The sequence below is a fragment of the Amycolatopsis pigmentata genome, from assembly GCF_042684065.1.
GTDB lineage: Bacteria > Actinomycetota > Actinomycetes > Mycobacteriales > Pseudonocardiaceae > Amycolatopsis_E > Amycolatopsis_E pigmentata.
Window position 1 is genome coordinate 533,215 of sequence record NZ_JBHUKR010000004.1, and the last position, 24,241, is coordinate 557,455.

27 protein-coding genes and 1 riboswitch are annotated in these 24,241 nt (G+C 67.1%); of the genes, 8 read left to right on the plus strand and 19 right to left on the minus strand.

The window, feature by feature from the left end; all coding sequences use genetic code 11:
- Positions 1 to 41: 41 nt before the first annotated feature.
- On the minus strand, positions 42 to 212 hold the full coding sequence (locus ACFSXZ_RS04255) for a hypothetical protein (protein ID WP_378261414.1): 171 nt from the start codon (positions 210 to 212) through the stop codon (positions 42 to 44).
- Positions 213 to 314: 102 nt separating this feature from the next.
- The gene (locus ACFSXZ_RS04260) at positions 315 to 569 is read right to left on the minus strand and encodes a hypothetical protein (RefSeq protein ID WP_378261416.1); all 255 of its coding nucleotides are present in this window, start codon (positions 567 to 569) and stop codon (positions 315 to 317) included.
- Positions 570 to 856: 287 nt separating this feature from the next.
- Here ACFSXZ_RS04260 and ACFSXZ_RS04265 point away from each other — a divergent pair, with 287 nt between their 5' ends.
- From ACFSXZ_RS04265 to ACFSXZ_RS04280, 4 genes are all read left to right on the plus strand, one after another.
- A complete protein-coding gene (locus tag ACFSXZ_RS04265; RefSeq protein WP_378261418.1) occupies positions 857 to 1,156 on the plus strand; it encodes a NucA/NucB deoxyribonuclease domain-containing protein in 300 nt (99 codons plus the stop codon).
- 194 nt (positions 1,157 to 1,350) lie between these two features.
- On the plus strand, positions 1,351 to 1,746 hold the full coding sequence (locus tag ACFSXZ_RS04270) for a hypothetical protein (protein ID WP_378261420.1): 396 nt from the start codon (positions 1,351 to 1,353) through the stop codon (positions 1,744 to 1,746).
- Positions 1,747 to 2,049: 303 nt separating this feature from the next.
- Positions 2,050 to 2,190, plus strand: a complete 141-nt coding sequence (locus ACFSXZ_RS04275) for a hypothetical protein (protein WP_378261422.1) — start codon at positions 2,050 to 2,052, stop codon at positions 2,188 to 2,190.
- Positions 2,191 to 2,235: 45 nt separating this feature from the next.
- Positions 2,236 to 2,403 carry a hypothetical protein gene (locus ACFSXZ_RS04280; RefSeq protein ID WP_378261424.1) on the plus strand — a complete coding sequence of 56 codons (168 nt, stop codon included), beginning with the start codon at positions 2,236 to 2,238 and terminating at the stop codon, positions 2,401 to 2,403.
- Between the two features lie 14 nt (positions 2,404 to 2,417).
- On the opposite strand, the gene ACFSXZ_RS04285 is transcribed toward ACFSXZ_RS04280, so the two are convergent.
- From ACFSXZ_RS04285 to ACFSXZ_RS04300, 4 genes are all read right to left on the minus strand, one after another.
- Positions 2,418 to 3,617 (minus strand): hypothetical protein, encoded by a 1,200-nt coding sequence (locus ACFSXZ_RS04285; protein ID WP_378261425.1) that lies wholly within the window; start codon positions 3,615 to 3,617, stop codon positions 2,418 to 2,420.
- A 41-nt stretch (positions 3,618 to 3,658) separates the two neighbouring features.
- Positions 3,659 to 3,979 (minus strand): hypothetical protein, encoded by a 321-nt coding sequence (locus ACFSXZ_RS04290; RefSeq protein WP_378261427.1) that lies wholly within the window; start codon positions 3,977 to 3,979, stop codon positions 3,659 to 3,661.
- A 176-nt stretch (positions 3,980 to 4,155) separates the two neighbouring features.
- On the minus strand, positions 4,156 to 5,355 hold the full coding sequence (locus ACFSXZ_RS04295) for a CocE/NonD family hydrolase (protein WP_378261429.1): 1,200 nt from the start codon (positions 5,353 to 5,355) through the stop codon (positions 4,156 to 4,158).
- On the minus strand, positions 5,352 to 6,560 hold the full coding sequence (locus ACFSXZ_RS04300) for a CaiB/BaiF CoA transferase family protein (RefSeq protein ID WP_378261431.1): 1,209 nt from the start codon (positions 6,558 to 6,560) through the stop codon (positions 5,352 to 5,354). The genes ACFSXZ_RS04295 and ACFSXZ_RS04300 overlap by 4 nt, the downstream gene beginning before the upstream one ends.
- A gap of 85 nt (positions 6,561 to 6,645) precedes the next feature.
- Between ACFSXZ_RS04300 and ACFSXZ_RS04305 the strand changes: the two genes are divergently transcribed.
- A complete protein-coding gene (locus tag ACFSXZ_RS04305; RefSeq protein WP_378261433.1) occupies positions 6,646 to 7,443 on the plus strand; it encodes an IclR family transcriptional regulator in 798 nt (265 codons plus the stop codon).
- On the opposite strand, the gene ACFSXZ_RS04310 is transcribed toward ACFSXZ_RS04305, so the two are convergent.
- Positions 7,418 to 8,146, minus strand: a complete 729-nt coding sequence (locus ACFSXZ_RS04310; RefSeq protein ID WP_378261435.1) for a cupin domain-containing protein — start codon at positions 8,144 to 8,146, stop codon at positions 7,418 to 7,420. The genes ACFSXZ_RS04305 and ACFSXZ_RS04310 overlap by 26 nt on opposite strands.
- A 220-nt stretch (positions 8,147 to 8,366) precedes the next feature.
- On the opposite strand from ACFSXZ_RS04310, the gene ACFSXZ_RS04315 reads away from it, so the two are divergent.
- Complete coding sequence (locus ACFSXZ_RS04315; RefSeq protein WP_378261437.1) at positions 8,367 to 8,492, plus strand: hypothetical protein; 126 nt, start codon at positions 8,367 to 8,369, stop codon at positions 8,490 to 8,492.
- A gap of 469 nt (positions 8,493 to 8,961) precedes the next feature.
- On the opposite strand, the gene ACFSXZ_RS04320 is transcribed toward ACFSXZ_RS04315, so the two are convergent.
- The 5 genes from ACFSXZ_RS04320 to ACFSXZ_RS04340 all read right to left on the minus strand — a co-directional run bounded on the left by ACFSXZ_RS04320 (position 8,962) and on the right by ACFSXZ_RS04340 (position 12,239).
- Positions 8,962 to 9,231 carry a hypothetical protein gene (locus ACFSXZ_RS04320; RefSeq protein ID WP_378261439.1) on the minus strand — a complete coding sequence of 90 codons (270 nt, stop codon included), beginning with the start codon at positions 9,229 to 9,231 and terminating at the stop codon, positions 8,962 to 8,964.
- A 247-nt stretch (positions 9,232 to 9,478) separates the two neighbouring features.
- Positions 9,479 to 9,607: a hypothetical protein gene (locus ACFSXZ_RS04325; RefSeq protein WP_378261441.1), complete on the minus strand. Its 129-nt coding sequence runs from the start codon at positions 9,605 to 9,607 to the stop codon at positions 9,479 to 9,481.
- 5 nt (positions 9,608 to 9,612) lie between these two features.
- The gene (gene acs / locus ACFSXZ_RS04330; protein ID WP_378261443.1) at positions 9,613 to 11,580 is read right to left on the minus strand and encodes an acetate--CoA ligase; all 1,968 of its coding nucleotides are present in this window, start codon (positions 11,578 to 11,580) and stop codon (positions 9,613 to 9,615) included.
- Positions 11,577 to 11,816, minus strand: a complete 240-nt coding sequence (locus ACFSXZ_RS04335; protein WP_378261445.1) for a hypothetical protein — start codon at positions 11,814 to 11,816, stop codon at positions 11,577 to 11,579. The genes acs and ACFSXZ_RS04335 overlap by 4 nt, the downstream gene beginning before the upstream one ends.
- A riboswitch (Fluoride riboswitch) is annotated at positions 11,800 to 11,863 on the minus strand. It overlaps the preceding gene by 17 nt.
- A 178-nt stretch (positions 11,864 to 12,041) precedes the next feature.
- Positions 12,042 to 12,239, minus strand: coding sequence for a hypothetical protein (locus ACFSXZ_RS04340; protein ID WP_378261447.1), 198 nt, complete (start codon positions 12,237 to 12,239; stop codon positions 12,042 to 12,044).
- A 130-nt stretch (positions 12,240 to 12,369) separates the two neighbouring features.
- Between ACFSXZ_RS04340 and ACFSXZ_RS04345 the strand changes: the two genes are divergently transcribed.
- Entirely contained in the window at positions 12,370 to 13,938 is a 1,569-nt protein-coding gene (locus ACFSXZ_RS04345; RefSeq protein WP_378261449.1) for a hypothetical protein, read from the plus strand.
- A 71-nt stretch (positions 13,939 to 14,009) separates the two neighbouring features.
- Here the strand turns inward: ACFSXZ_RS04345 and ACFSXZ_RS04350 are convergent, their stop codons facing one another.
- From ACFSXZ_RS04350 to ACFSXZ_RS04375, 6 genes are all read right to left on the minus strand, one after another.
- Positions 14,010 to 14,255 carry an AsnC family protein gene (locus tag ACFSXZ_RS04350; protein WP_378261451.1) on the minus strand — a complete coding sequence of 82 codons (246 nt, stop codon included), beginning with the start codon at positions 14,253 to 14,255 and terminating at the stop codon, positions 14,010 to 14,012.
- 162 nt (positions 14,256 to 14,417) lie between these two features.
- Positions 14,418 to 15,425, minus strand: coding sequence for an amidohydrolase family protein (locus tag ACFSXZ_RS04355; protein ID WP_378261452.1), 1,008 nt, complete (start codon positions 15,423 to 15,425; stop codon positions 14,418 to 14,420).
- Positions 15,426 to 15,456: 31 nt separating this feature from the next.
- A complete protein-coding gene (locus ACFSXZ_RS04360; protein ID WP_378261454.1) occupies positions 15,457 to 16,986 on the minus strand; it encodes an MFS transporter in 1,530 nt (509 codons plus the stop codon).
- Between the two features lie 38 nt (positions 16,987 to 17,024).
- Positions 17,025 to 18,023 carry a DODA-type extradiol aromatic ring-opening family dioxygenase gene (locus tag ACFSXZ_RS04365; RefSeq protein ID WP_378262753.1) on the minus strand — a complete coding sequence of 333 codons (999 nt, stop codon included), beginning with the start codon at positions 18,021 to 18,023 and terminating at the stop codon, positions 17,025 to 17,027.
- Complete coding sequence (locus tag ACFSXZ_RS04370) at positions 18,016 to 19,137, minus strand: cobalamin-independent methionine synthase II family protein (RefSeq protein WP_378261456.1); 1,122 nt, start codon at positions 19,135 to 19,137, stop codon at positions 18,016 to 18,018. Before ACFSXZ_RS04370 ends, ACFSXZ_RS04365 begins: the two co-directional genes overlap by 8 nt.
- Before the next feature lie 247 nt (positions 19,138 to 19,384).
- Complete coding sequence (locus ACFSXZ_RS04375) at positions 19,385 to 20,512, minus strand: cobalamin-independent methionine synthase II family protein (protein ID WP_378261458.1); 1,128 nt, start codon at positions 20,510 to 20,512, stop codon at positions 19,385 to 19,387.
- A 204-nt stretch (positions 20,513 to 20,716) separates the two neighbouring features.
- On the opposite strand from ACFSXZ_RS04375, the gene ACFSXZ_RS04380 reads away from it, so the two are divergent.
- Complete coding sequence (locus ACFSXZ_RS04380; RefSeq protein ID WP_378261460.1) at positions 20,717 to 23,140, plus strand: ATP-binding protein; 2,424 nt, start codon at positions 20,717 to 20,719, stop codon at positions 23,138 to 23,140.
- A 652-nt stretch (positions 23,141 to 23,792) separates the two neighbouring features.
- On the opposite strand, the gene ACFSXZ_RS04385 is transcribed toward ACFSXZ_RS04380, so the two are convergent.
- The gene (locus tag ACFSXZ_RS04385; protein ID WP_378261462.1) at positions 23,793 to 24,128 is read right to left on the minus strand and encodes a hypothetical protein; all 336 of its coding nucleotides are present in this window, start codon (positions 24,126 to 24,128) and stop codon (positions 23,793 to 23,795) included.
- Positions 24,129 to 24,241: the final 113 nt, after the last annotated feature.

The following is a 24,241-nucleotide window of genomic DNA, read 5'->3' on the forward strand; positions in this document are numbered from 1 at the left end:
CATCTGCGGTTGGATCGCGGCAAGCGAACGGACAAGGCGGACTACCCGCCGGAGAAGATCGCGTTCCAGATGCGCACTCCCCCGAGTGGTGTCGTCAGCGGGCCGCCGAGATCGGCGAGCACCGCGGCGCGGTGATCACGGAGATGCTCCAGGTGAACGCGTTGTTCCGGCTTCGGGCCGCACAGGGCGTGCTGGGTCTGGCCACCAAGCACGGCGGGACCGGCTGGAGTCCGTGTGTCGCCGCGCGATCGAGGTTGACGACCCCAGTTACCGCACTACCAAAGGAATCCTGGCGGCGGGCGGAGGACGCCTCATCACCAGGCCTCGGGACTTACCCGATCGTCCACATAGGAAGAAGGAGTATTCGAAGATCGCCGTGCCGCACGCGACTCCACCATCGGATTGAGCGACGGTTGTTCCCCTGGCCATGAACTGGGTCGCCCCACCACCTGGTCCATCGAAATGAGACTCTCCGCGGCGACCGTCAACAGCGCCGGCACGATCACCAACCCGAACCAGACCCGCAGCGACCTGCTCGGCGCCTGGGACACCAAGCCCCAATGGGTCATCACCTACACCTCCCCAGAACAGGGAGCCACCGACCCCTACGGCATCGTCAACGGCAACGTCCTGGTCAACCTCGCCGCGTTCGGCCCCAACACCGACCCCTGGCAGGACCCCCTCACCCGGTGTTCCAACATCCGATTCGACTCCGTCGGCGCCGTCGCCGGCAAAGCCCGCGGCACGGTCTTCACCCAGGCCAAGGTCGTGGTCCCGTTCAGCCTCAGCCAACCCGCAAAGCGCCCGCCACTACAGCGACGCCCTCACCACCTTCCCCTCGACCCTCGGCAAAAACGTGCCCGGGGCGACCACCCCGCTGCACCGCACTCTCAACACAGCCACGCAGGACGCCAACAACGCCGCAGCCCGCAAAACCTGCGACAACGTCTGGGTCCCCTACGACGGCAAACTCCTCAACTGCGACGAATACCCCTTCGCCTCCACCGAAGAAGGCGCCGCCAAAGGCGACGGCAACTACTCTGCCCGCCTGATCGACGCCGGCGACAACCAAGCCGCCGGCCGCTGGCTCAACAGCAACTACACCCTCAACCGGATCCTCGACGGCGACGCCTTGTCCATCGCCATCACCCCCTGACCCCCAGACCAGCACACCGGAGAGCCCGTCCGGGAGCCTTCGACACCGGCGGGCTCTCCGCCCCCGTCTGGGAGACAATCAGCACATGAACGCGTTGCCACAGGCCATCACGGTCCGCTCCGACCGCGGACTGATCGGCATCTACGGCGACCAGGTCGACGCCTTCGACCAAGACATCAGCACCATGACGCGCCATGGCATCCTCACCGGCGACGACTACGAGTGCTACCTCCACACCGCCCAAGACCTCGCCAGGGTCACTCTCCACTTCACACCGCCCACCGGAAAAAACCCGGCTCGACGAACTCGGCACCGCAACACTTGATGTCCCTACTGGAGCGGTCATCATCAGTGAAATCACCAAAGGAGCCCACGGTCCGTTCACCCTGCCCAACGGACCCGGCGTCTACCAACTCCGCATCCTCGGCACGGAAACCACCCGCCATGGCACCGCCGACCGGGTAGCCGCCATCGTCGCGGACAACCCCACCACAGCCGCGATCACCACCGCGCTCGAAACCGTGCACGGGCGCGAGCAATACTGGATCGACCTCCACCGGACCGGAGAATCCCCCGGAGAGGACGAATAAGCGGGGGGCGTTCCCGAACGCTGCTGGTCGCGCCGTCCCGGGTCAGCGTCCAATCAGAGTGTCGTGCACATGGTCATCGAGTTGGGCCATGAAGTCTTCGGTGCGCCATGGCCGAAGGTGGTGCCGAGACAGTCGAATCCGCTGGGCGGGCACCCGGCCGCAGGGTCGATGGCCTCATGCAGGAGCGATCGATTTCTGCTACTGGAACCACGCCCACGGCGGCCGCGCCCACGCGAACGACATCGGTGAAGGCGGCAGCGACAACTTCGAACCCCTGTGCCGCGCCATCGGCGAAGACGATCGTTGGCCCCACATCCTGATCCTCGCGAGGCCGACCGCTACGACTGGGACGGCGGAGCCGGCCTGTGGGGCGCGGCCGCGGCGATACGCGCCGCCGGCGGACGACCCTACACGCCCCTGATGTGCACGCTGCCCCGCGACTGAGGAGATTTCGCGCCCGCCATCTTCGTCGACCTCCAGACCGTGGAAATGTGGCGATTCCGCCAACCCCACCAGCCCGGCTACGCCGCACGCCTCCGCAACGTCCTCGAAGCCCGCATCCCCGGCCGGACGGATGTCTGGCGCGTCGTCACCGGCCACGGTGACCTCTCCGGCGAGTTGCAGTTCAACGCGAGCCTGTCGCAAAGAGGCGCGTAGTACCGAAGCAACGTTCAGGCGGGGAAGTGAGCGATGCCCTGGGCGACGAAATTCTGCGCCAATCCCGTCGTGTGCAGGTGCTGAATATCGCGTTGGTCGATCTCCCCGCCGACGACGGGTCTGTGGATCGGGACACGATGCAAGCCGGCCGAATCACCGAAGACATACGGCTTGAGTACCCCGACCGTGTACTCCGTGCCCATCCGGCCGTTGGTGATACCCGTCAGCCGATACCGGAAGTCGTGGAAGGACCAGTACCAGTCGCCTTCCGTGGCGGCGATGTTCCGCCAGCCGGAGTCGAACGCGAAGACCTCCTCGCCAGGCCTGCCGTGCCCTGCGTCGCTGACCATGGTTGTCACTTCCCGCTTGAAGCCGGGGATTTCGTCCAGCATGGTGGCGGGGTCCACCCAGTACGAACGTCCTGAGTTGTCGAGCCAGTGTCGCAGCAGGCCGACCGTGTTGAGCCAGCCATGCGCGCTGAAATACGCGACCCCACCGGTGCTGAGTTCAGTCCACAGCTCGTAATCGGAGGTGCCTGGGCTCGCCACCGCATACGGCTGGGAGGCCGTGTCATGGTGCGGCGGCTCGTCAACGGCGATCTCCTGGATCTTCCCGGCCAGTTTGCGACTGAGTTCGACGACGTCTTGGTGATCTTTCTGAGCGTCCTGCATCCAGGGCCCGCTGTCGAACTTGGTCGCGTCGTTCAATCTATCGCTGACAGCCTTGTCGACGTAACTGGCGATGTGCCGCGCCTGGTAGATGATGTTCGCCGCCTGCATCGCGGTTGTCACCATGGGCCGGTCCCATGAGATGTCGTATACGAGACCATCTTGGAGCAACGGCTTGCCGTCGGCGTCCAGCGGAATCCCCGCCGCTGTCGCCAAGTCAATGCCCTGCTGGCATCTTGCCTTCGCGGCGGCGGTGCCCGCAGCCGACTGCTCCAGGAGCAGGCAGACCGAATCGAGATATGTCAGTGTAGGGCCCATCTTGCCGTATGTCTGGTGTAACCGTCGTCGAGCCGAGTCGGCCGCCGCGCCTTGCCATGACTCGCCATCGACCGGCTCGAGCACCTCCGTCCGATAGTTCGTCATCTGGTCGCGGAATCGGTCGTGCAGGCCGGCCCACGCTTTCGCCGATGCGTCGAAACGATTCGGATCGACCGTCCGCAAGGCGTGGAAGGACACCGGAACGACGGAATGCTGGTCTGGCGCCATCCCACAGTGCTCCCCTCGGTCAGGCCGTCGAGTTCCCGGTGTCACGTACTGTCAAGCAGCGATTGGAGCTCACTGAGCGACTGGACGGCGTTGGTATCGGCGCGCGCATAGTTCTCCTGCGCCGCGGTCAAATTGTCGCCATCCTGCTTCACCTCGTTGCCGAGGGCCATGAGATGGCGCTGCCATAGCGGTGTCACCGCCAGCAGCGTCGCTCCGATCGTCAACCCGTCCGGCGCCGGCTGGACGTTGGACGCCGCACGCACCTCGCTACCCAACTCGGAAATGGCGGCCCCGATCGGCCCGGCCGCCTGTCCGGCGCTGTCCACCGTTGGCAGGTGAACCTGGAAGCCCGGGCTGGACATACCGTTTCCCCACTCGTCTCGGTGGTACCGCACTCTCGCAACGACTCTAAGCTACCGTCCCCGCTTGGAGAACCTCTTGCACAGGCTGGATGCGGCGGTGCTCTACCGGCTCGCACCGCACCTCTCGAGTTCGTCGAACCAAAGACCGTGTTGCCCGACTTTGGGCCGCAGGGGTGTCATTCCTGGCTCGCCTTCGCGTTCGAATTTGTGCGGAACTCACCCGCGTAGAGGTCGAGGAGGACTTTCGAGGCGTGGTTGCCACCCAGGTGCACGGTCTGGGTGGCGGGAATCAGGCGCATAGTGGTGGCGGGCGGCTCGGTGCCGCCCGGGTTGCGCGAATACATCGGGTGGGCACCGCTCGAAACCTGGATCCGCAGGGCGTGGCCGGGGTCCATCCGATGCGCGACCGGACCGAGATCGACCTCGACCTCGACCGGCTCGGGCCCCGGCAATTCGTCCGTGTGCGGGATACGGGTGATGCCGTCGACGACGTTGAAACTGGATCCGTCCGGGTGGACATCGGTGATGCGGACGAAAAAGTCGGCGGTCGGCTCGGTGGAGTTGACGAACAGTCGCGCACGCACCGCACCCACGAGCGTCACCGCGTCGACGAACGGCTCGGCGGTGTAGGTGAGGACGTCGGCGCGGGCCTCCAACGCACGGTTGTCCACGGGTGTGCTCGTCCCCGGTCCGCCGAAACTCGCGATCCCCACCGACGGCGTGGGGTCGCCGGGGTCGTAGAGGTAGGTGTCCGCGCCCGCGTTACCAGGCTCCGACGAAGTGATCCTCTGGCCTGGGCCCAGGTACAAAGTCGTCGGCGTGGAGCCCTTGGGCGGCCACTGTGGCGTCTCGGACCAGCCGCGGTCCGGGGTGAGGTAAAGGCGCACGGAGGCCGAACTCTCCGGCCTCACCTCCTTGCGGTCGGCGTGGTCGTCGAACCAGCGGCGGGTCTCTTCGTTCACCACGCGCCGATCCAGACCGGTGTGGTACCAGGGGCCGATCACCAGCCGGGTATGGGCATCCGGCCGGGCCCGTGCGACCTGGTAGTCCTGCCACATGTAGCGGCGGTGGTAGTCGTACCAGCCGCCGACCAGCAGGATCGGCACGTCAAGCTCGGACCGCAGGTGACCGAAGTCAAGCGGCGCCCAGTGCGGATCGTCCCCGTCGTGGCGCAGGCGCTCCCGGTAGAACGGGATGAGGGCACCTCCCAGCGCGATGTCCGCGTCTTGAAGAGGCAGGTGGTTGAACGCGGCGGCGCCGCCCGTCAGGGAGGCGGCCTCACCATCGTGCAACTCTTCGATCGAGGGCGCGTGCCCGCCGAGCCTGCCCATGGTGCGTTCGGCAGCGGCCCGGTGATCGTCGTCGATCTTCTTCACGCGACCACTCCTTGCTGGCGCCACCGCTCTCGGCTGGTCGCATCGATGCCGAGCTCGTCCAGGATGGCTTCGGTGTGCTCGCCGAGCTGCGGCGGAGGGTTCTTCGTGGCACCGCGTCGCCCGTCAAGACTGACCGGGACGGGTACCAGGCGCAGGTCGGGAATGTCGTCGCGCGGGTATGAGACCAGCAGGCCAAGGGCCTCGAGCTGGGGGTCAGCCGCCAGGTCGGCCACGTTCCGCACGCGGCTGCACGGGATCCCGCGCTTGGTCAGCAGCTTCTCCCAGTCGGCCGCGGTGCGCACGCGGAAGGCAGGGCCGAGCAAAGCGCGCAGCTCGTGACGATGGCGTACTCGGTCAGGGTTGGTGGCGAATCTGGCCTCGTCGGCGATTCCCGGCAGTCCGAGTTCGGCGACCAGCGCCGTGAACAGCTTGTCGTTGGCGGCAGCGACCAGAAGGTCGCCGTCCGCGGTGGAGAAGGTCTCGTAGGGCGCGATGAACGGGGTGCCCGTGCCCTGCCTGCCCGGTGTTTTCCCGGTCGCGAGGTATCCCACGAGGTGGTAGCTCATCCACCACGTCGCGGTCTCGTACAAGCTCGTCCGGACGTGGGCCCCCACTCCGGTGGCCTCGCGTTGCGTGATCGCCGCCTGGATCCCGATCGAGGCCCACAGCGCCGCCCCGAGGTCGATCGCTCCGATGCCGACGCGTGCCGGAGGTTCTCCGGGGTAGCCGGTCAGGTCCATGATCCCGGTGTCGGCCTGCAAGACCGGGTCGTAGCCGGGTTGGTGGTTCCTGGGTCCCCGATCACCATAGGCGCTGATCGAGCAGTAGATCAGGCGCGGGTCCGCCGCCCTGAGTGTCTCGGCGTCCAAACCGCGCTCTCGCAGCCACCCGGGGCGGAAGCTCTCGACCAGGATGTCGGCGTTCTCCAGCAGACGCCGGACCAGGCCTTGACCCTCGCGCCGGTTCAGATCGACGGCGATGCTGCGCTTGTTGCGGTTGGCCGAAAGGAACGTGGCGCTCTCACCGTTCCACGACGGCGGTTGCCATCCGCGCGTGTCGTCGCCCTGGCCCGGGCGCTCGATCTTGATCACATCCGCGCCGAGGTCTCCCAGCACCATGGTGCAGAACGGACCCGCGAGATTCCGGGTCAGGTCGACAACCCGTACCCCGCTGAGCACATGGGATAGTTGTGGTTCGAAGAACAAGGCGGTGCACCCCTTCGATCGCTATAAGGAACTATCGTACGCTTGTAAGGAACACTGTCAAGGAACGTCCGATGTGGAGGTTGAGGTGCCTGCGAACGATGGTGCGCGACGCGAGCGCAATCCGATCGCGGCGGTGGCGCGGGTTCTGGGGGCGCTCGCCGAGCATGACGACACGACCGTCGGTGTGCGGGAGCTGGCCAGGATCCTCGACACCGCACCGAGTTCGGTGCAGCGGACCCTCGAGGCGGCGCAGGAAGCCAGTCTGGTCACCGTCGCCGAAAACGGCCGATGGGAACTCGGCTGGGAGTTGTATCGCATCGCCGCGATCGCCCAGGCCAAACGCCCCTACCAAGCCGCGGCAGCGGTACTGGGGTCATTGACCGAGCAAACGTCCGAGACCGCGATCCTCACCGTTTACGACCCCCAACGGCGAGCCAGGATGTTCGTCGCGGCGGCACCAAGCCGGCACAGCGTGCGGTTCGTGCCCGATCTCTTCACCTGGATGCCGGCCTACGCCGGAGCCAGCGCGACGGCCATTCTCGCCTTCCGGCCCGAAGCCGAACTGGAGGGCGTGATTGCCACGGCCGACGCCTTCTCGGCACTCGCCGCGGTGCCTGGCACACGCAAACTCAAGGCTGTGCTCAAGGAGATCCGTGAACGCGGGTACGCCATCAGCCACGACGAGGTCAACCTGGGCGCCAGCGCGGTCGCCGCACCCGTCCGGCTGCGCTCGGGTGTCACGTCGAGCGTGGCCGTCATCGCACCCAAGCAGCGTTTCGACTCGACTTCCCTCGACGACGTCGTCAAGAAGGTCGTCGAAGCAGCGGACGTCCTCGCCCGCCGCATCGGCGATCCACTCACCAACCTTGAGGCCCTCCCGTGACGATGCCGGCAGGCCGGTCCGTCCACTCGACGAGGATGAGGGTCGCGTCGCGACCCGCGACGGCGGACGCGGCCTGGGACGGCAGGAGGCGACGGAACCAGAACGGACCCAGGAAAGGTCCGGCCCCGTCGGCGTCCACCAGGCTTCCCTCCACGATCAGGCAGACCCTTTCGGACTCGTCGGGAGGAAGGTCGACCGCAGCCCCGGCGGCGACCCGGAGAAGCCGCGCACGGCGGGCCACACCGCCGCCCGTGGCGGGAACCGAACACAGCTCCGCTTCGGAGACTCCGGTACCCGGCGCACCTGACATCACGACCGATGTGGGCGCCAAAGGCATTGAGCCGCCGTCTTCCTCCGCCGTCGACGCGGGCACCGAGGTGCCGGTGACGACCACGAAGACGACGGCACCGTTCGGGCTGACGACCGAGTGTGTGCACCCCACGGGGCGGTAACTCGTCCAGCCGCGGGAAAGAGTTCCGCCGTCGTCCTCGACAGCACCCTCGACGACGTACAGGAACTCGTCGCCTTCATGTCGGTGCCTCGGGATTTCCGCCCCTCGGGAGAAACGCGTGAAGCCGACGTACGCGCCACCCGACGACGGGGGAACCAGGACCTTCGCCGCGAGTCCGTCCAGTCCGGTCTCCTGCCACGGAAGATCTCCCGCGTCCGTCCATCGCACTCGCTGTGCACCCGAGTTGCTCATCTTCCACTTTCTTCCGTCAATGCGTCGACGGGAATGGTGGGAACCATCGCTTGGACGACCTCCTTGGCGCACGCCTTGGTCCGAGGCCGTCGTCCGCCGACATTGACCACTGTTTGTCACAAGCGTACAGTTCGCCGCTTGTAAGGTACAGCCCCTGGCGCGGGCCCAGTCGACCGGCGAGACCCCGCCACTCCCCCGCATCGAACTTCGGAGGTTTGCCGTGCTCGTCGATGACGCCGACAACGGTCTGCCCAAGCCCAGCGGCACGGCCGCCAGAGACAACCTGCTCGCGGCGGTAGCCGCACTCAGGCTCGCATCGCACCGCTTCCGCGGCGCACTACCGTGAACCTCCGGGCGCGTCATCGGGCTGATGGCGGACAGCGGCAGGTAAACCGATTGGCGTTGTCAGTACCACCAATGGTTTGTGCCACTGGCGATGTACGACCAGAGCTGCACTACGGTTCGGCGTTGCTCGTGTTCAGGTCCGCGTCGACGTATCGTCCACTCTGGACATTCAGCCGGGCGGCAGCCAGTGCACGGCGGCCAGGCAAGTCAGCGGCACTGAGTTGGCGAACATCCAGCGCCACGTTCGCGGTCACCGCCGTGGTTACCCAGGAGACCGTGCAACAACCCGCGCCAGTGGACGAACTTTCGGAGAACTGGCACGCCGCCGGTCCGATGTCGGCCGTGGCCGACATCCGCTTCGCGGCGTGTTCGCCGGGCTTCATACCCACAACCGCCGCGCCGCCCCGACCGACGACACTCGCCCTTCGCGCGTCGGTGCAGCAGGTGTGCGACTCTGAGAAGAATTCACTTCAGACGAGTTCGGACGAGACGACCGAGGGCAGTTCGCGAAGCCGTTCAAGCAAAGGTTCGGTTGCGTCACCGGCCAGCAGGAGGGTGCACGACATGCTGCTCTCGCGGACGCCGTCCCTGATGTCGACGGACAGTTCGTGCACGAGGCAGCCGTCCAGTGCGCCGACCAGCGTGGGGAGCTCGTCAGCACCGCCGACGAAGTAGGTCGCGATGCGGCGCCGCAGCAGCATGGCCGAGCGGGACGCGGGAATGACGAACGAGGTGGACATGACTGATCTCCGAGGTGCAGAAGGAGTGAGATCGGGGCCAGGTCCCGGAAAGTGCGATCGACGACGCTGCGCGCCGGCGATCTGGCTCAGCCGGCGCGCCGGGTTACGAGTCGCGAGGACGTCATGGGGCGCTGCACGGCGTCAGACTAACACGATCTCATGTCACCGGGGCAACACTTGCCTGGGCAGGGCGACGGCGCCTTGCGCCGCCCTGCCCAGGATCGGCCACCCCGTCGAAGCAGGGGCGTCAGCAGTTCGCGATCTCGTCGTAGCCGATGAACAACTCTCCCGGGCCGCGCAGCAGCATGTTCACCGGTCGTTCCAATGGCGCTCGCCCGGGTGGGCCGCTGTCACCGGCCTGGTCAGGCACAGGCACGCCCGTCAGTCTTCGCGGGAGGCGGTGGGGAGTTTCTCCTTGATGAGGTCCATTACGGAGCTGTCGGTGAGGGTGGTGACGTCACCGAGTTCACGGTTGGCGGCGACGTCGCGCAGCAGACGTCGCATGATCTTGCCGGAGCGGGTCTTGGGCAGTTCGGCGACGACGAGGATCTGTTTCGGTTTGGCGATGGGCCCGATTTCGTGGGTGACGTGGTCACGCAGCTCGCGCACGAACTGTTCGCCGTCGGTGCCGGTCCGGGTGGCGCCGCGGGGGATGACGAAGGCGACGATGGCCTGCCCGGTGGTGGGGTCGGCGGCACCGACAACGGCGGCTTCGGCGACCTTCGGGTGGGACACCAGGGCGGATTCGACCTCGATGGTGGAGATGCGGTGGCCGGAGATGTTCATGACGTCGTCCACCCGGCCCAGCAGCCAGATGTCGCCGTCGGTGTCCCACTTCGCCCCGTCGCCGGCGAAGTACGCGTCGGGGTAACGGGACCAGTAGACCTCGCGGTAGCGGTCGTCGTCGCCCCAGATGGTGCGCATCATGCCGGGCCACGGCTCGGTGAGCACGAGGTAGCCCGCGGTGTCCTTGCGCGGCAACACCTGCCCCTCGTCGTTGTAGATCGCGGCGGAAATCCCGGGCAGGGGCCGGATCGCGGAACCGGGCTTGGTGGTGTGCACCCCGGGCAGCGGGGAGATCAGGATGCCGCCGGTCTCGGTCTGCCACCAGGTGTCCACGATCGGGCACTCCCCTCGGCCGATGTTCTCGCGGTACCACATCCACGCTTCGGGGTTGATCGGCTCGCCGACGGTGCCCAGCAACCGCAGTGAGGACAGGTCGAACTCGGCCGGGATCTCGGCACCCCATTTCATGCAGGTCCGGATCGCGGTCGGCGCGGTGTAGAGGATCGAGACCCGGTGTTTCTCGACCAGTTCCCACCAGCGGCCCTTGTGCGGAGTGTCCGGCGTGCCTTCGTACATCACCGAACTGGCGCCGTTGGCCAGCGGCCCGTAGACGATGTAGGAGTGGCCGGTGACCCAGCCGACGTCGGCGGTGCACCAGAAGACGTCACGTTCGGGTTTGAGGTCGAACACCGCCCAGTGCGTCCAGGCCACGAAGGTGAGGTAACCACCGGTGGTGTGCAGGATTCCCTTGGGTTTTCCGGTGGTGCCGGAGGTGTAGAGGATGAACAGTGGATGGTCGGACTCGAACGCGTCCGGGGAATGCTCGCGGCTTTGCCGGTCGACCACCTCGTGCCACCACAGGTCACGCTCGTGCCAGTCGATGTCCTGCCCGGTGCGCCGCACCACCAGCACGTGCCGTACCTCCGGGCAGTCCGCCACCGCGGCATCGACGTTCGCCTTGAGCGGGCTGGGCGCGCCGCGCCGGTAGCCGCCGTCGGCGGTGATCACCACCTGCGCGTCGCAGTCCTGGATGCGCGTACGCAGCGCCTCGGCGGAGAACCCGCCGAACACCACGGTGTGCGGGGCGCCGATCCGGGCACAGGCCAGCATCGCGACCACGACCTCGGGAATCATCGGCAGATAGATCGCCACCCGGTCCCCCGCCCGAACCCCGAGTTCGGCCAGGGCGTTCGCCGCTTGGCACACCTGGCCGTACAAGTCTTGGTAGGTGATGACGCGGGTGTCGCCGGGCTCGCCTTCCCAGTGCAACGCGACCCGGTCACCGTGGCCCGCTTCGATGTGCCGGTCCACGCAGTTGTAGGCGACGTTGAGCCGGCCGCCGGGGAACCAGTGCGCGAACGGCAGTTCCCAGTCCAGGGCGCGGTCCCATCGGGCGGTCCAGGACAGGCGTTCGGCCGCGCGTTCCCAGAAGGCGAGCCGGTCCCGCTCGGCGGTCTCGAACGCCTCCGCGGTGACGTTCGCGTGCTCGGCCAGTTCGGGCGGGGGCGGGAAGGTGCGGGTTTCGTGGAGCAGATCGGACAGGGTGGCATCGGGGTCGCTCACGGCACATCCCTCATTTCGCATGCGTGGCAGTAGGTGAGCAGATGCAGCCCTGGTGGCACGGCGTCGGGCTCTTCCACGACATAGGAGATCGCGGTGGCGCACAGGGCATTGCAGGGGTCGCACCAGATGTCGGTCTCAACCCACAACACGACGATCCGCAGCCGGTGGACAGCTGATGCGGCTGAGGGGAACTCGGACATCGCGACTGCCTCCTCCCGTTGCCGGGTAGAAGCCATCAGCGGAGGATCCCGCGGTTGTGGCGAGCCTCATCGCCACCTCCCACTCTCGTCCGCCAGCACCGGCACGGCAACCCGAGTGTGGCTGTGACGTGGGAAAACCGGTCGGAGTGGGTGGATTCCCGGGGTCCACACATCGTCACTTCCTGCGACACCCAGCGGTCCGGCGCCCGCGTGCGAGGTCGCGACCGGGTTGCCGCATAGCGTGCCTTCGCTGGAACGCGATCAGGGGTGAGCGGCGCTGCCGAGGTAGCGAGGCAGGTCAAGCCCTAGGGAGCGGTCCAGGGAGACGAAGGTCCCGAAGACCGCGCCGGGCAGGATCCGGGGGTTGTCCGGTAGTTGGTCGAGGAGCGGGATCAGGGCGGCGGTGCCGAGGTTGTCGTCCAGAGCGGTGTGTGCCCGGTCGGCCACCGGCCACCGCACCGACCGCGTCCACCGACCCCCGCACCGTGACCGCGAGCGCACCGGCGACTCACTCGCGCGGCGGCTGGCCGCCGGACGCCCGATCCGACAGGGTTGATGGGACGACGCCGTAAACCCGGGGTGGTGTGTGATGACGCTGGGCCGGCACAAGCACATCAACCAGGCTCTGATGCGTATCGCGCGACGCGCGGAGAGCACCGACCGCACCACACTCGCGACAACCTACGTGACCGCCGGCTCGCTCTCGGCGGTGCTGAATTCAACCGACCACCAGATCCTCTACGGACGCAGAGGGACCGGCAAGACCCACGCCCTGCTCTACCTGAGCGACCTCGTCGAATGCGCGGGAGACGTGGTCGTCTACCTCGATCTCCGCACGATCGGATCCGCCGGTGGCCCGTCCCCGGACCGGGCGGACCGGGGCACGCAACTTCTCGTGGACACCCTGGAAGCGATCCATGAAGAACTGCTCGCCGTGGCCCTCGAACAGGAGATCACCAGCCCGGAACGGCTCCTGCGCGCCCTGGACGCGCTGGCCGATGCGGCCACCGGGGTCGAGGTGGTCGGCGAAATCGAACGGGAAACCACGCTCGGCGGTTCCGCGGAGGTCAACGACACCGCCGGCCTGAGCCTCTCCGCGCGCCCCACCGTCTCGGTGTCGTCCACCACCCGGCGATCGGCCACGCGCCAGAACCGCGTACGGAAAACCGGCATCGAACGAAATCGCGTGTTGTTCGGCCCGCTGACCAGAGCACTTCGCGCCATCACCGACGCGATCAGCCCCGCACGGCTGTGGCTACTGCTGGACGAGTGGAGCAGCATCCCGTTGGAACTGCAACCGCTACTGGCCGACCTGCTCCGGCGCGGCGTCCTGCCCGTCGCCGGAATCACGGTCAAGATCGCGGCGATCGAACGCCGGACGCGGTTCGCGCTACCCACTCAGGACGGTGACTACCTCGGACTCGAGGTCGGCGCCGACGCGGCGTCCGCCGTCAACCTCGACGACGTCCTGATCTTCGACCATGCCCGTCATCGCGTCGAAGAGTTCTTCGGCCAACTGTTCTTCAACCACGCCAACGCCAAACTGGCCACCATGATCCCGGACCCGCCCGCCGACCCACCAAGCCTGATCACCGAAACGTTCCGCGGCACCGCTTTCACCGAACTGGTGCGCGCCGCCGAAGGAGTCCCCCGCGACGCCATCAATATCGCCGCACTGGCCGCCCAACACGCACACGACGACAGCATCGACATCGCCGACATCCGGCGCGCCGCCCGCGACTGGTACCTGCGCGACAAACAAGCCGCGATCAACAACAACGAACCCGCCCGCCACACCCTTCAACTCCTGATCGACGAGGTCGTCGGCCGCCGCCGCTCCCGCACCTTCGTCCTCGACCAGGCAACCAGTATCGGCCACGACATCATCAACACTCTCTACGACGCACGACTCCTCCACATCGTGCGCCGCGGCATCACCGACCCACAACACCCAGGCAGACTCTACGACGGATTCGCCGTCGACTACGGCTGCTACGTCGCGCTGCTGCTCGACGGCCAGCCACGCAACCGCCCCCGCGACCGCAACCGCTGGCTCACCTCACCCAAAAGCATCCCACCAGAAGACTTCAACCTCGCCAAGACGGCAATCAACCTGGGACTGTTCCAAGATCCGCTCTGGCCCGACACGCCGGGCTGAGGTCCGACCGTTGGCCGACTTCCTGTTCGAGCAGCGGCTCTGTGCCGTCCGCGTGACAGTCTCCGAAATGCTCACCCCAAGCCCAAGAGATGCCGGGCGGTCGTGCCGCGAATGAGTTCCGTGTCAGCGTCGCTCTCAGGCGTCGTCAGGCCCACTACACGCAACGCCGACATGGCTCGCAGCCGGCCGTGGCGGCGGGCGACGGTCTGGTCCGAGACATCGAGCACTTCCCCGATGCGGCTGAACGGCGCCCGGCCGTCAATCTGCGACGCGTGTACGACGGCCCGATCGAGATCGCCGAAATTGTCCGCGGCCACCAGCCCGACACTACCGGAACCTGTGCTCCCGCCCTGACCAAAAGGGACTGTCACGGCTTCCTGCCGCTTCCCGATCGGGGCGGGTTTCCTCCCTGCCCAGTATGTTCTCGGAGCGACCCGGAGATCCCGGACGAGCGATAGCGCGTGAGCCCCCGTCCGAGGTCAGGCAAGCTTGGCCAGCCCGGGTACCACTTTCAGCGGGTTCGCGTGGAAGATCGTGCGTTTGTCCTCCTCCGAGAGGAAATCGAACGCATCGATCACCGGGACGAGATCGTCGCTGGTCCGGCCTGTCTCGGGCCGCACCGCGCGACCCGATCCGGGCGCCTCGGTGCCGAAGCACATCTGGCTCACGCCGCGCTGGTGGATGGCGGCGGACAGGAAGTGCTCGTCGTACCCGCAGGTGTCGTAGAAGAGGTTCCCGCTGAGGTCCTTCTGCGCCAGGTGGTGGTCGGTGGGGATGAAGCGGTTCAGCGCACCCCCGCAGTGGCAGATGATCACCCGCAGCGCCGGGAAACGCTCGAACACATCACCGTGGCCGAGGAACTGACCCGCGAGGTATTGCTCGGTCAGGAAACCGAGTTGGTAATTGTGCGGTACGACGCGGTAACGCCGGTCGAGCGAGTTGGTGCCGTGCACGATCAGCGGGATGTCCAGATCCTGACACCGTTCGTAGAGTGGGTACCAGTACGCCTCGTGCATGCCCGGCGTGGTGCGGCGGCCGGCCGGGTCGGGGCTCACATAGGTCGCGACGAAACCGTACTCCCCTACGCAGCGGTCGAGTTCCGGCAGGCAGTGGCTGGTATCCGGCGCGTCGCTGATCTGGGGAAGCTGACAGGCGCCGAGAAACCGGTCGGGGAAGAACTCGCACTGCCGGTGGATGTTGTCGTTGACGTTCGAGGTCCACGACGGCAGCAGGTGGTCCTCCATCCAGCCGAGCATCAGGAACGGCCGGGGCCCGATGATCTGTACGTCGATTTTCCGTTCATCCAGATAGGACACATGACGCTGCGCGGCGGCGTGGAACTGTTCCTCCGGAGGCGCGGGAATGACGGAGCCGCTCCAGTCGTCGATCGGTGTGTTGGAACCGAGCATGAAAAGGAGTGGTGCGTTGGCCGCCTGCGGGACCGACACATGCCCATGGACGTCGAGTACCTTCATGTCCTTGTACATCAGCGAATCCCTTTCTGTTCGTACCTGGCCGCTAACCCGCTTGGTCCGCTGTCGCCGCCGGGACGTTCGCGGCTTCGGTCGGGAGTACCCGTTCGCGCCGTGCCATCGCCCGGTCGCCGCCCCGGAAACCGGCCCAGTAGGTGACGAGGTACACCGACGCGATGGCCGCCCCGACGAGCAGCACGGCACCGGCGATCAGCCAGAAGGTTTCGAAACCGCGTTCCGATGGTAGCCGGGTGCCGGGAACGCCGTGCGAGGTCAGCACCGCTGCGAAGACCGCTCCCGCCAGGCTGCCGCCGACCCCGTTGGCGAGGATCGGTGATATACCGAACAACCTGCCGACGTGTTCCGGCGGCACGTCCTCGACATAGATCAGGCCGAACGAGGACGCCACCGAGCCGGAGCCGAGGCCCACCACCACCATGGCCACCACGATCGCCGCCGTCGAGGAGTGCGCGGTCAGCAGCAGGACGAATCCGAGCATCTGGACGACGGCACCACCGGTGAGGAACAGCCCCTTGCCGGCTCGCCTGGACAAGTATCCGACGACCGGACCGACGAACAACGTCATGGATTCGGCGGGAAGGATGATCAGCGCGCCCTGCACCGCGCTCAGACCGAAACCGTGCACCCCCGCCACCGGCGGCAACTGCACGAAGGTACTCGTGGCGACCGCCCCGCCGACCAGGCCGAAACCGCCGAGCATCGCGACGGAATTGTTGACCCACAACGGTCGCGAGAAGAAGACCTTCATGTCGACCAGGGGTTTGGCGACCCGCCGTTCGACCACCACCCACGCGGCGAAGGTCGCCGCGGCCACCACGAACAGGATCACCACCGCCGGAGACGACCAGCCCCAGTCCGCGCCCTTGCTGAACGCGATGACGAGCGCGATCGCCGGCACCGCGAAACCGAGCGCGCCGGGCAGGTCGATTTCCCGCCACCATTGGCCGGGCCGTCCGGTCGAGTACCGGCCGCGCGGGAGGAACGCCACCACGAAGGGCAGCGCCACGAACGGCAGGGCGGCCGACATCCAGAACACCAGCCGGAATCCATCGGACCGCGCGACCAGCAGCGCCGCCAGCACACCGCCTGTGCCGATACCGACGAACAGCGCCGCGGACATCATGCCCATCGCGAGTTTGCGCCTCAACACCGGGAATTCGTCGTTCACGACTCCAGCCGCCATGGGAAAGACCAGCAGGCCGATGCCCTGCAACGCACGCCCCACGAACAGCAGCGGAAGCCCCGGGGCCGCCGCGGCGAGGACACCTCCGGCGACGAGCGCGCCGAGTCCTAAAAGGACCATTCCCTTCTTCGCGTCGAAGACATCACCCAGCCGGCACAACGAGGGCACGAACACGGCGCCGGCGAGGAGCGTCACGAGGACGATCCAGATCGCCGTCGTCGAACCCACGTCGTAGGCCTTTTCCAGCCCCGGAAGCAGCGGCGTGAGCATGTTGGAGGTGAGCGAGTAACTCAGCAACGCGAACAGGATCACGGCCGTGACCACTGTCATCCGGCCGGGCCCGAGCCGGACCTCGAAGGACTCCTCTTTCATCACAGGCCTCCTTGCCTGGAAACAAAAGAACTACCGCGCTACTCGCGTGCCCAGGAGACAAAAGCCATGCCGGCGCCGGTGCCGGCCGGGGTGCGGTAACCGGGCACATAATCGATGATGCTCGCCCGCAGTCCCCCGAGCGTGCCCGCGGCGGCTATCCAGTTGAGGATTTCGGAAGTCCCCGAACGCAGCCGGCGCCGGGAGAACGCGGTGAGGGCGACGGCGTCGTTGCGCTCGATCGCGTTGAGGACCCGCCAGTCGAGGTCCTCGTCGACGACGAAGTGACTCAACCCGCCCGAGGCGACGATCGCGACCCTCGCCTCGCTGTCCCACGATTCGATCGCCTGCCGGACCACGCTTCCCAGCGCGTAGCAGCGGCCGGCGGTGGGCACGTTCGGCGGATAGTAGGTGTTGATGAAGATCGGCACGATCGGCACGTCGGGTGACAGGCCCAACCGGTACCGGGGAAAGGTGAACGCGTGGCCCAGCGAGCGGCCCTCCGGCTGCCGGCCGAACCGGGTCATGTCGAAATCGTTCTCGACGAGGAAATCCAGCACCCGTCGGCTGAGCTCGGCCGACACCTGGTGTGCCGTGGGTTCGCTTCCGTGCGCGGCCCATGAAGCCGCTTGGATTCCCTTCGGGAGTTTCGCGAACGCCTCGCCGGGCAAGGGCCGGTCGATGAGCTCGGACCCGGTGAAACAGGAGAACGTGGGGACACCGTCGTCGGTGAACAGCTCGTTCTGATCATCGCCATAGATCACCACGATGTCGGCCTTCGCGGCCGCGAGCCGGTCGCCGAGCAGCCGCAGGGCTTTCTGGCACCGGTCGTGTTTCGCCGCCCACACCTCGGCGGTGATTTCGTCGGCCAGGCCCGGATCGGCCGTTGCGAGGAGTTCTTCGTAGGTGTGGAATTCGGCGTCGTGGCCCAGCAGCTTCTTGTTGTTCCGGTCGCGGGCCGCGTGGTCGGACCACAGATCCGTGCCGGTGGACAGCTGAGGGGTGTGCGAAGACGCGATGCCCGCGACGATCTCAGCCATGCTCACCGCCCCACACCTGGCGGGCGATCCGCGCCACCGTTTCCAGTTTCGCGCGTTGCGCCTCTCGGGTGGCGGGGTTTCCACCCGCGACCGAGGCGAAACCGCACTGGGTGCTCAGTGCGAGCTCGCCGAGCGGCTTGACCTCCGCCGCCGATTCGAGGCGTGCGGTGATCTCCTTGTCGTTTTCCACCGTGGCGTTCTTGGTGGTCAGCAACCCGAGCACGGCCGTCGTCCCGGCCGGGACGGTGGCGAGCGGCCCGAAATCACCGGCTCGGTCGGAGTCGAATTCCAGCAGCATCACGTCGACCGACAGCGCGGGGAACAGGCGGTCCGCGATCGCCGCGTAACCGCCGCTGGAGAACCAGGCACCACCCGGAAGGTTGCCCCGGCACAGGTGGATGGCGCGGGTGACCCCGGACAGCCCGGCGAACACCGACGAGTCGAGCGCCGCGTCGAAGTCCAGCTGGGCATCCAGGTCGTGCCCCGCCGCGCGGTGGTGCTCGCGGATCCGGGCGTCGCACAGCGAACCGTAGTTCGGCGCGTCGAGCTGGATGTAGTCACATCCCGCCGCGGCCAGCCGTGCCGCGACACCGCGAACCCAATCCCGCACGTCGGTCAGGTAGTCCTCGCAGGAGTCGTAAGCGTTGCGCGACAAGGTGTCCGACCAGAATCGCCGATGGTAACTCGGCGCGGGCAGGGTGAACTTGACGCGGCGGTCGGTGTTCTCGCGAAGGAACCGGTAGCCGTCGTCAAGGTCGCGCCCGGTCGGAGGACTCACCCGACGGGTGACCACGGGCATCACGGTCGTCTCGTCCGTGGCTTGTTTCACGCTCGCCGGATACGAGCGCGCACCGGCAAGACGATCGAAGCAGTCGAGGACGAACGGGCTCATCGCCCACGCCTCCCGGCGCATCTCGCCGTCGGTCAGCACGTCGAGACCGACCGATTCCTGCAGGGAGATCGCCTCCAGCACCGCCGCGTCCTGGATTTTGGCGAGTTCCTCCGCCGTCACCTCGCCGTTCGCCCGCCCGAGCGCCGCCTCGAGCAACTGTGGGGGCCGAAGCAGGCTTCCGACATTTTCCGCCCTCGCGATGGCCATGGTTCCCGTCGGCATTCGCAAAATCCCCTTCACCCCGGACGCGGAGGCTGGGCCCCCGCGTCCGGTGAATCGTGGTCGAGGTCGTCGTCCTCTGGCTCCGCTCGACGATCTCAACGCGGGCCACGCCGTGGTAGGGGTGAATGCCCCGGTTCTGGCGGGTATCGTTACTAACCCGACCACAGTCACGGCTATCCGGCTTGCGTAGCAACGGTTACGTACTGCTCGGGGTCCGCCTATTTTTGGTCGGGTTGGTAACGACCGGTCACCGGCCCGCCGGCCCCCACACCCGCTGCTCGATGCCGACGATGAACTCCAGCTTGCGCCACTGGTCGTCGAGCGTCATCGTCTCGTCGTCCACCCCGTGGAAGAACCCGCACTGGGGACTCAGCGCGAGCCGTTCGACGGGGCAGAAACGGGCCGCTTCGTCGATGCGTCGCAGGATGTCGTCCGGGTCCTCGAGGCGTGCGTCCTTCGTCGTGACCAGCCCGAGCACCGCGATCTTCCCTTCGGGGACGAACCGCAGAGGCGCGAAGTCACCGGAGCGCCGGGAATCGTATTCGAGCAGAAACCGGTCCACCCGCAGCTCCGTGAACACCTGCTCCGCGATCCGGTCATACCCCCCGACCTCGGGGTTGTAGTTCGTCCGGTTGCCAAGACAGATGTGGATCGCCCGCACCGCGGCTCCTTCGAGCACGTCGTGACAGGCGTTTTCCGCGTCGATGTCCCGCTGCAACCTGCCGCGCAGATCGACTCCGGCCGCGCCACGGGTTTCCCAGGTGGTCCGGTTCGTCCATCCGGCGAAACCCTCGTCGAGTTGGACATACCCGGCCCCGTCCTCCCGCAGCGCCTCGGCTTCGGAACGGATGATTTCCGTCGTATCGGCCAGCAACTCCTCCACGGAGTCATAACCCGCGCCCTCGCGGTAGCAGGCCCAGGCCAGGAACGCCGGGCTGGGCATGGTGATCTTCGGGCAGATCCCCCGCGCTGCGTCGTTGAGGAACCGGAACTCGCGGTCGGTGAAGCGACCGGTTTTGCGCAGCCTTCCCACGATCGGCTTGGTGTGGAGTTCGACCGGTTCGGTCGTCCCGTCGGGCATCGGCATGGGGACGACCGGATACTCGGCCGCGAAACCACTGACTACCTGGCTGACTCCGGTCATCCACGCGTCCCGGCGCATCTCGCCGTCGGTGGCCACGGTGTAACCGATGTCCTCCAGCCTGCCCAATGCTTCGCGGATCGCCTCGTCCTCCACTTCACGCAACGCCTCGGCGGTGATTTCACCGCGCTGGAAACGCGACCGCGCGGTGAGCAGCTTCGGTGGCCGCATCAGGCTGCCCACCATGTCCGCGCGCCCGACAGTCGTCGTCTTCCCAAGACCGATCTGCGTCATTGCTTGATCCTCTTCCCGGTGTAGCGGTGACCTGATGATCCGAACGGGGGGTGATGGTGTCCGAGACGAATGCCGGACGTCGCGCGTAGCAATGTCCCCGCGCGCTCCAGGGCCCGTCAAGACCCGAGGCTCGCATAACGAAGCCTTTCCAGCTCCGGGAAGCGCTCGATCTTCGCGCCGCGAAATGCCAAGCTGTCCCCTGTCATGTGTGCGCAGAGGGCAGCGCGGCCCGCCGGCAACCTGCCGGCGTTCGGCAGTACCTTCGTGGGCCGTCACCGGGAACTCGCCGAGGTCAAACGGCAGCTGGAACGGTCGCGCCTGCTCACCCTGACCGGTCCCGGCGGGGTGGGCAAAACCCGCCTCGCGCTTCAGGCGGGCCTGTTCACCGGTCGCGCTTTCGCCGATGGCGTCTGGGTGGTCGACCTGGCCGCCCTCGAAAACTCCCTACGGCTCGGTGACACGGTCGCCGCCACGCTCGGGGTGCCGGACCGGTCCGTCAGGCCGGCGTTCGATCAACTCGCCGATCACCTCGCACACCGGTCGATTCTGCTCATTCTGGACAACTGTGAACATCTCGTCCAGGCATCCGCGGAACTCGTCGACGGGTTGCTCCACCGTGCCCCGGGGCTGCACGTGCTCGCCACGAGCCGGCAGGCACTTCGACTCGCGGACGAGCACATCCTGATCGTCGACCCGTTGCCCGTACCGGACCCGCACGACTCACCACCCGTCGCGATCCTCGCCGGATACTCTTCGATCGCGCTCCTCGTCGACCGGGCGAGCGCCGTGCGGCCCGGTTTCACCGTGCACGAAGGCAATCGCGAAGCGGCGGCCCGGCTGTGCGCGCGGCTCGACGGCCTCCCCCTGGCCATCGAACTCGCCGCGACAAGGCTCCGGTCACTGTCCGTGGAACAGGTCGCCGACCGGCTCGACGACCGGTTCCGTTTGCTCAACCGCGGCAGCCCGGCCGCGAGGCCGCGCCAGCAGACGCTCCGCGCCCTGATGGACTGGAGCTACGACCTGTGTTCGCCGCAAGAACGGCAACTGTGGGCCCGGCTTTCGGTATTCCCCGGTGATTTCGACCTATCCGCCGCCGAGGCGACCTGCTCGGGGCCCGGGCTGCCGCGGGAGTCGATCATCGACGTGCTCGACGATCTGGTCGCCAAGTCGGTGGTCTCCGTACGGCCGCGATCACCGGCGGCGCGCTACCACATGCTGGAAACGGTGCGCCAGTACGGGCGCGAGCGACTGAACCGCGACGGTCTGGGCCGAGTAGTGCAACGACGCCATCGCGACTACTACCTGCGGCTCGCGGTCGACTGCTGTGACCGGTGGTGCGGACCGGATCAGGCCGATCTGCTGAGCACGATGCGGCTCGACCACGACAATTTGATGACCGCGCTGGAATGGTCCCTCACCGAAAAGGGCGAGTCCCGCGCGGCCCTGAAAATGGTCTCCGCCCTGCGGTATCACTGGGTGCTGAACTACCCGGCCACCGGCCGCCGCCGGTTCGACCAGGTGCTCGGCAAGGCGCGCGAACCCTCACGGGAACGCGGTGAAGCGCTTTGGGTCGCGGCCTGGATCGCCCGGATCCAGGGTGACATCCCGACCTCCGCGAAATGGCGGCGGGAGTGCGCGGAAATAGCCGACCGCTACCACGATGAACATCTGCATGCCTACACCCGGCTTCTCACCGGGAGCATGGCTCTGTTCACGGGTGACCCCGCCGAAGCCGCGCAACACCTCGAAGCCAGCCTGTTTCTGCTGCGCGAGTTACAGGACACGCCCATGGTCCTGATGGGGTTGTTCCTGCACGGCGCCGCGCTCACGCTCTGCGGTGACAGCGCGGCGGCGCAGGCCGCGTGCGCGCAGGCCATAGCCCTGGCGGAAGAGCACGGTGAGCGCTGGGCGCGCTCGGAAGCGATCTGGATACTCGGCTTCCATCTCTGGTCGAGCGGCGACGCGAACGCGACGGCCGCCGATCTCGCCCGCGAAGCGCTCGCGTTGACCCCCGACGTCAGTTCGACCAGCACCGTGCTCGCGATCGAACTGCTCGCCTGGATCGTCGGTTCGCAGGGCGCCCACGAGCACGCGGCCCGGCTTCTCGGCGCGGCCACCGCTCAGTGGCAGTCGCTGGGAACCGACCTCGCGACCGCATTCCCGCCCTACGCGCGCTACACGAAAGCATGCCGAGCCGCCGCGATCACCGCATTGGGCCAAGACGGTTTCCGGAGCCATTTCGACGACGGAAAGGCCCGGCCGTACGACACACAGGAAAGGACAGAACCGGAGAATGCCGGAAAAACGGGCGGGCCCCGCCTCACCCGGCGCGAAGGCGAAGTCGCGACGCTCATCGCGCGTGGCTACACGAACAAGGCGATCGCCGCCGAACTTGTCCTGTCTCCGCACACCGTGGGCGGGCATGTGGAACGCTTGTTCGCCAAACTCGGTGTCACCACTCGCGCCCAGGTCGCCACCTGGCTGGCCGAGCACCGTGACCAGGCGGCGGACCTCGCCCGGCGGCCCGGCACCGAACGTCCGGACGCCTCGCCGATGGCCGGTTCGGGGAGCGGAACCGGGGCATTCACCCCTTCACCGCGGCGGACAGGAATGTCATCGTCTTCGTGACGCGCGACTGGAGGAGACAGCGCACGGGGAAATTCGGAACCCTGAGGTTGGCGCTGACCTGGTCTTCTTTCATGGTTGTCTTCTTGCTCGATTCCGGTGTGGCCTCTTTGGCCAGTTCGTAGGTGAGGCCGAAGTCGCGTCGCGCGATTGTGCCTTCGGCGTGGAAGGCGACGCGGACCCGGCCGGCGACGAGGTGCTAGGCGCTGAGGCCGACAGGACGATGCACTGGACTTCGCGCCGAGGTCGGTCCCGAACTCGACGAAATCCGCAAACCGCTGGAAGACCTCCGCACACTGCGCGACCTCCACCCAAAAAGGGCACTCAGCCAATATCTTCTCGAGGACCCCAAACCGGCCCCCAGCACCGAAAGTCACCTGCCGGCCCCCTCCGGCCCAGCGGCGCCGGTACCACTCGACCCCGACGCCACCTGAACCCTCCGACCACATTCTCCGGCGAAGTCTGTCCATTATGGATTGCCGGTACACGTCAAAGGATATCGCCGCCCGGAAGGCCGCCGAGTCCGACTCCGATCCGACAGCACCGCCTCACGCCCGGGCAAACCCAACACACAGCCTCGTAAAATCGTCGACGAGCCGGCTCAGTGACACTCGGCTACAGGGATTCACCGTGGTGGCTTCGCGGACCAGTCCCGCTATGCCGGGTGGTGCAGGTAGTAGTCGTAGATCGCGACCCAGACCTCGCATCGCTCGAGTCGGCGAGCGAGTTCCCAGCCGGTCCCGGTCAGCTCGCAGGGCGCGCCGGATGGGGCAGGCTGGTCCCAGCTGCCGTAATGATCGCGTCGTCGTATCACCTCATGCGCGGCCAGCACGCGCAGCGCTTGGTCCAGGTGCCGCCGTCGGACACGAAGCCGGACTCGCAGGGCAGAGAAAGTCGCGGGGCCGTCGGCAAGGGCGTCCACGACGTCGACCGTGAGCGGCACGCGCAGCAATCCGGTCAGGACCGGATCGAGGTCGGCACCGGGGAACATCTCCGTGACGGTAGGAAGCGCGGTGGGCCGGCGGTGGCCTTCCTGACGGAACCACCACGGCACGGACCGCAATATTGACGTTTTCCTTACGTCTTCTCCCCGTCCGGGTGAGC

Excerpts from the sequence above, each read along its gene's own strand:
- ACFSXZ_RS04260 (WP_378261416.1), bottom strand. The coding sequence starts at position 569 with ATGACCCATTGGGGCTTGGTGTCCCAGGCGCCGAGCAGGTCGCTGCGG.
- ACFSXZ_RS04270 (WP_378261420.1), top strand. The coding sequence starts at position 1,351 with ATGGCATCCTCACCGGCGACGACTACGAGTGCTACCTCCACACCGCCC.
- ACFSXZ_RS04280 (WP_378261424.1), top strand. The coding sequence starts at position 2,236 with ATGTGGCGATTCCGCCAACCCCACCAGCCCGGCTACGCCGCACGCCTC.
- ACFSXZ_RS04285 (WP_378261425.1), bottom strand. The coding sequence starts at position 3,617 with ATGGCGCCAGACCAGCATTCCGTCGTTCCGGTGTCCTTCCACGCCTTG.
- ACFSXZ_RS04290 (WP_378261427.1), bottom strand. The coding sequence starts at position 3,979 with ATGTCCAGCCCGGGCTTCCAGGTTCACCTGCCAACGGTGGACAGCGCC.
- ACFSXZ_RS04310 (WP_378261435.1), bottom strand. The coding sequence starts at position 8,146 with ATGAGCAACTCGGGTGCACAGCGAGTGCGATGGACGGACGCGGGAGAT.
- ACFSXZ_RS04320 (WP_378261439.1), bottom strand. The coding sequence starts at position 9,231 with ATGTCCACCTCGTTCGTCATTCCCGCGTCCCGCTCGGCCATGCTGCTG.
- ACFSXZ_RS04335 (WP_378261445.1), bottom strand. The coding sequence starts at position 11,816 with ATGGCTTCTACCCGGCAACGGGAGGAGGCAGTCGCGATGTCCGAGTTC.
- ACFSXZ_RS04345 (WP_378261449.1), top strand. The coding sequence starts at position 12,370 with ATGACGCTGGGCCGGCACAAGCACATCAACCAGGCTCTGATGCGTATC.
- ACFSXZ_RS04355 (WP_378261452.1), bottom strand. The coding sequence starts at position 15,425 with ATGTACAAGGACATGAAGGTACTCGACGTCCATGGGCATGTGTCGGTC.
- ACFSXZ_RS04360 (WP_378261454.1), bottom strand. The coding sequence starts at position 16,986 with ATGAAAGAGGAGTCCTTCGAGGTCCGGCTCGGGCCCGGCCGGATGACA.
- ACFSXZ_RS04365 (WP_378262753.1), bottom strand. The coding sequence starts at position 18,023 with ATGGCTGAGATCGTCGCGGGCATCGCGTCTTCGCACACCCCTCAGCTG.
- ACFSXZ_RS04370 (WP_378261456.1), bottom strand. The coding sequence starts at position 19,137 with ATGCCGACGGGAACCATGGCCATCGCGAGGGCGGAAAATGTCGGAAGC.
- ACFSXZ_RS04375 (WP_378261458.1), bottom strand. The coding sequence starts at position 20,512 with ATGACGCAGATCGGTCTTGGGAAGACGACGACTGTCGGGCGCGCGGAC.
- ACFSXZ_RS04380 (WP_378261460.1), top strand. The coding sequence starts at position 20,717 with ATGTGTGCGCAGAGGGCAGCGCGGCCCGCCGGCAACCTGCCGGCGTTC.
- ACFSXZ_RS04385 (WP_378261462.1), bottom strand. The coding sequence starts at position 24,128 with ATGTTCCCCGGTGCCGACCTCGATCCGGTCCTGACCGGATTGCTGCGC.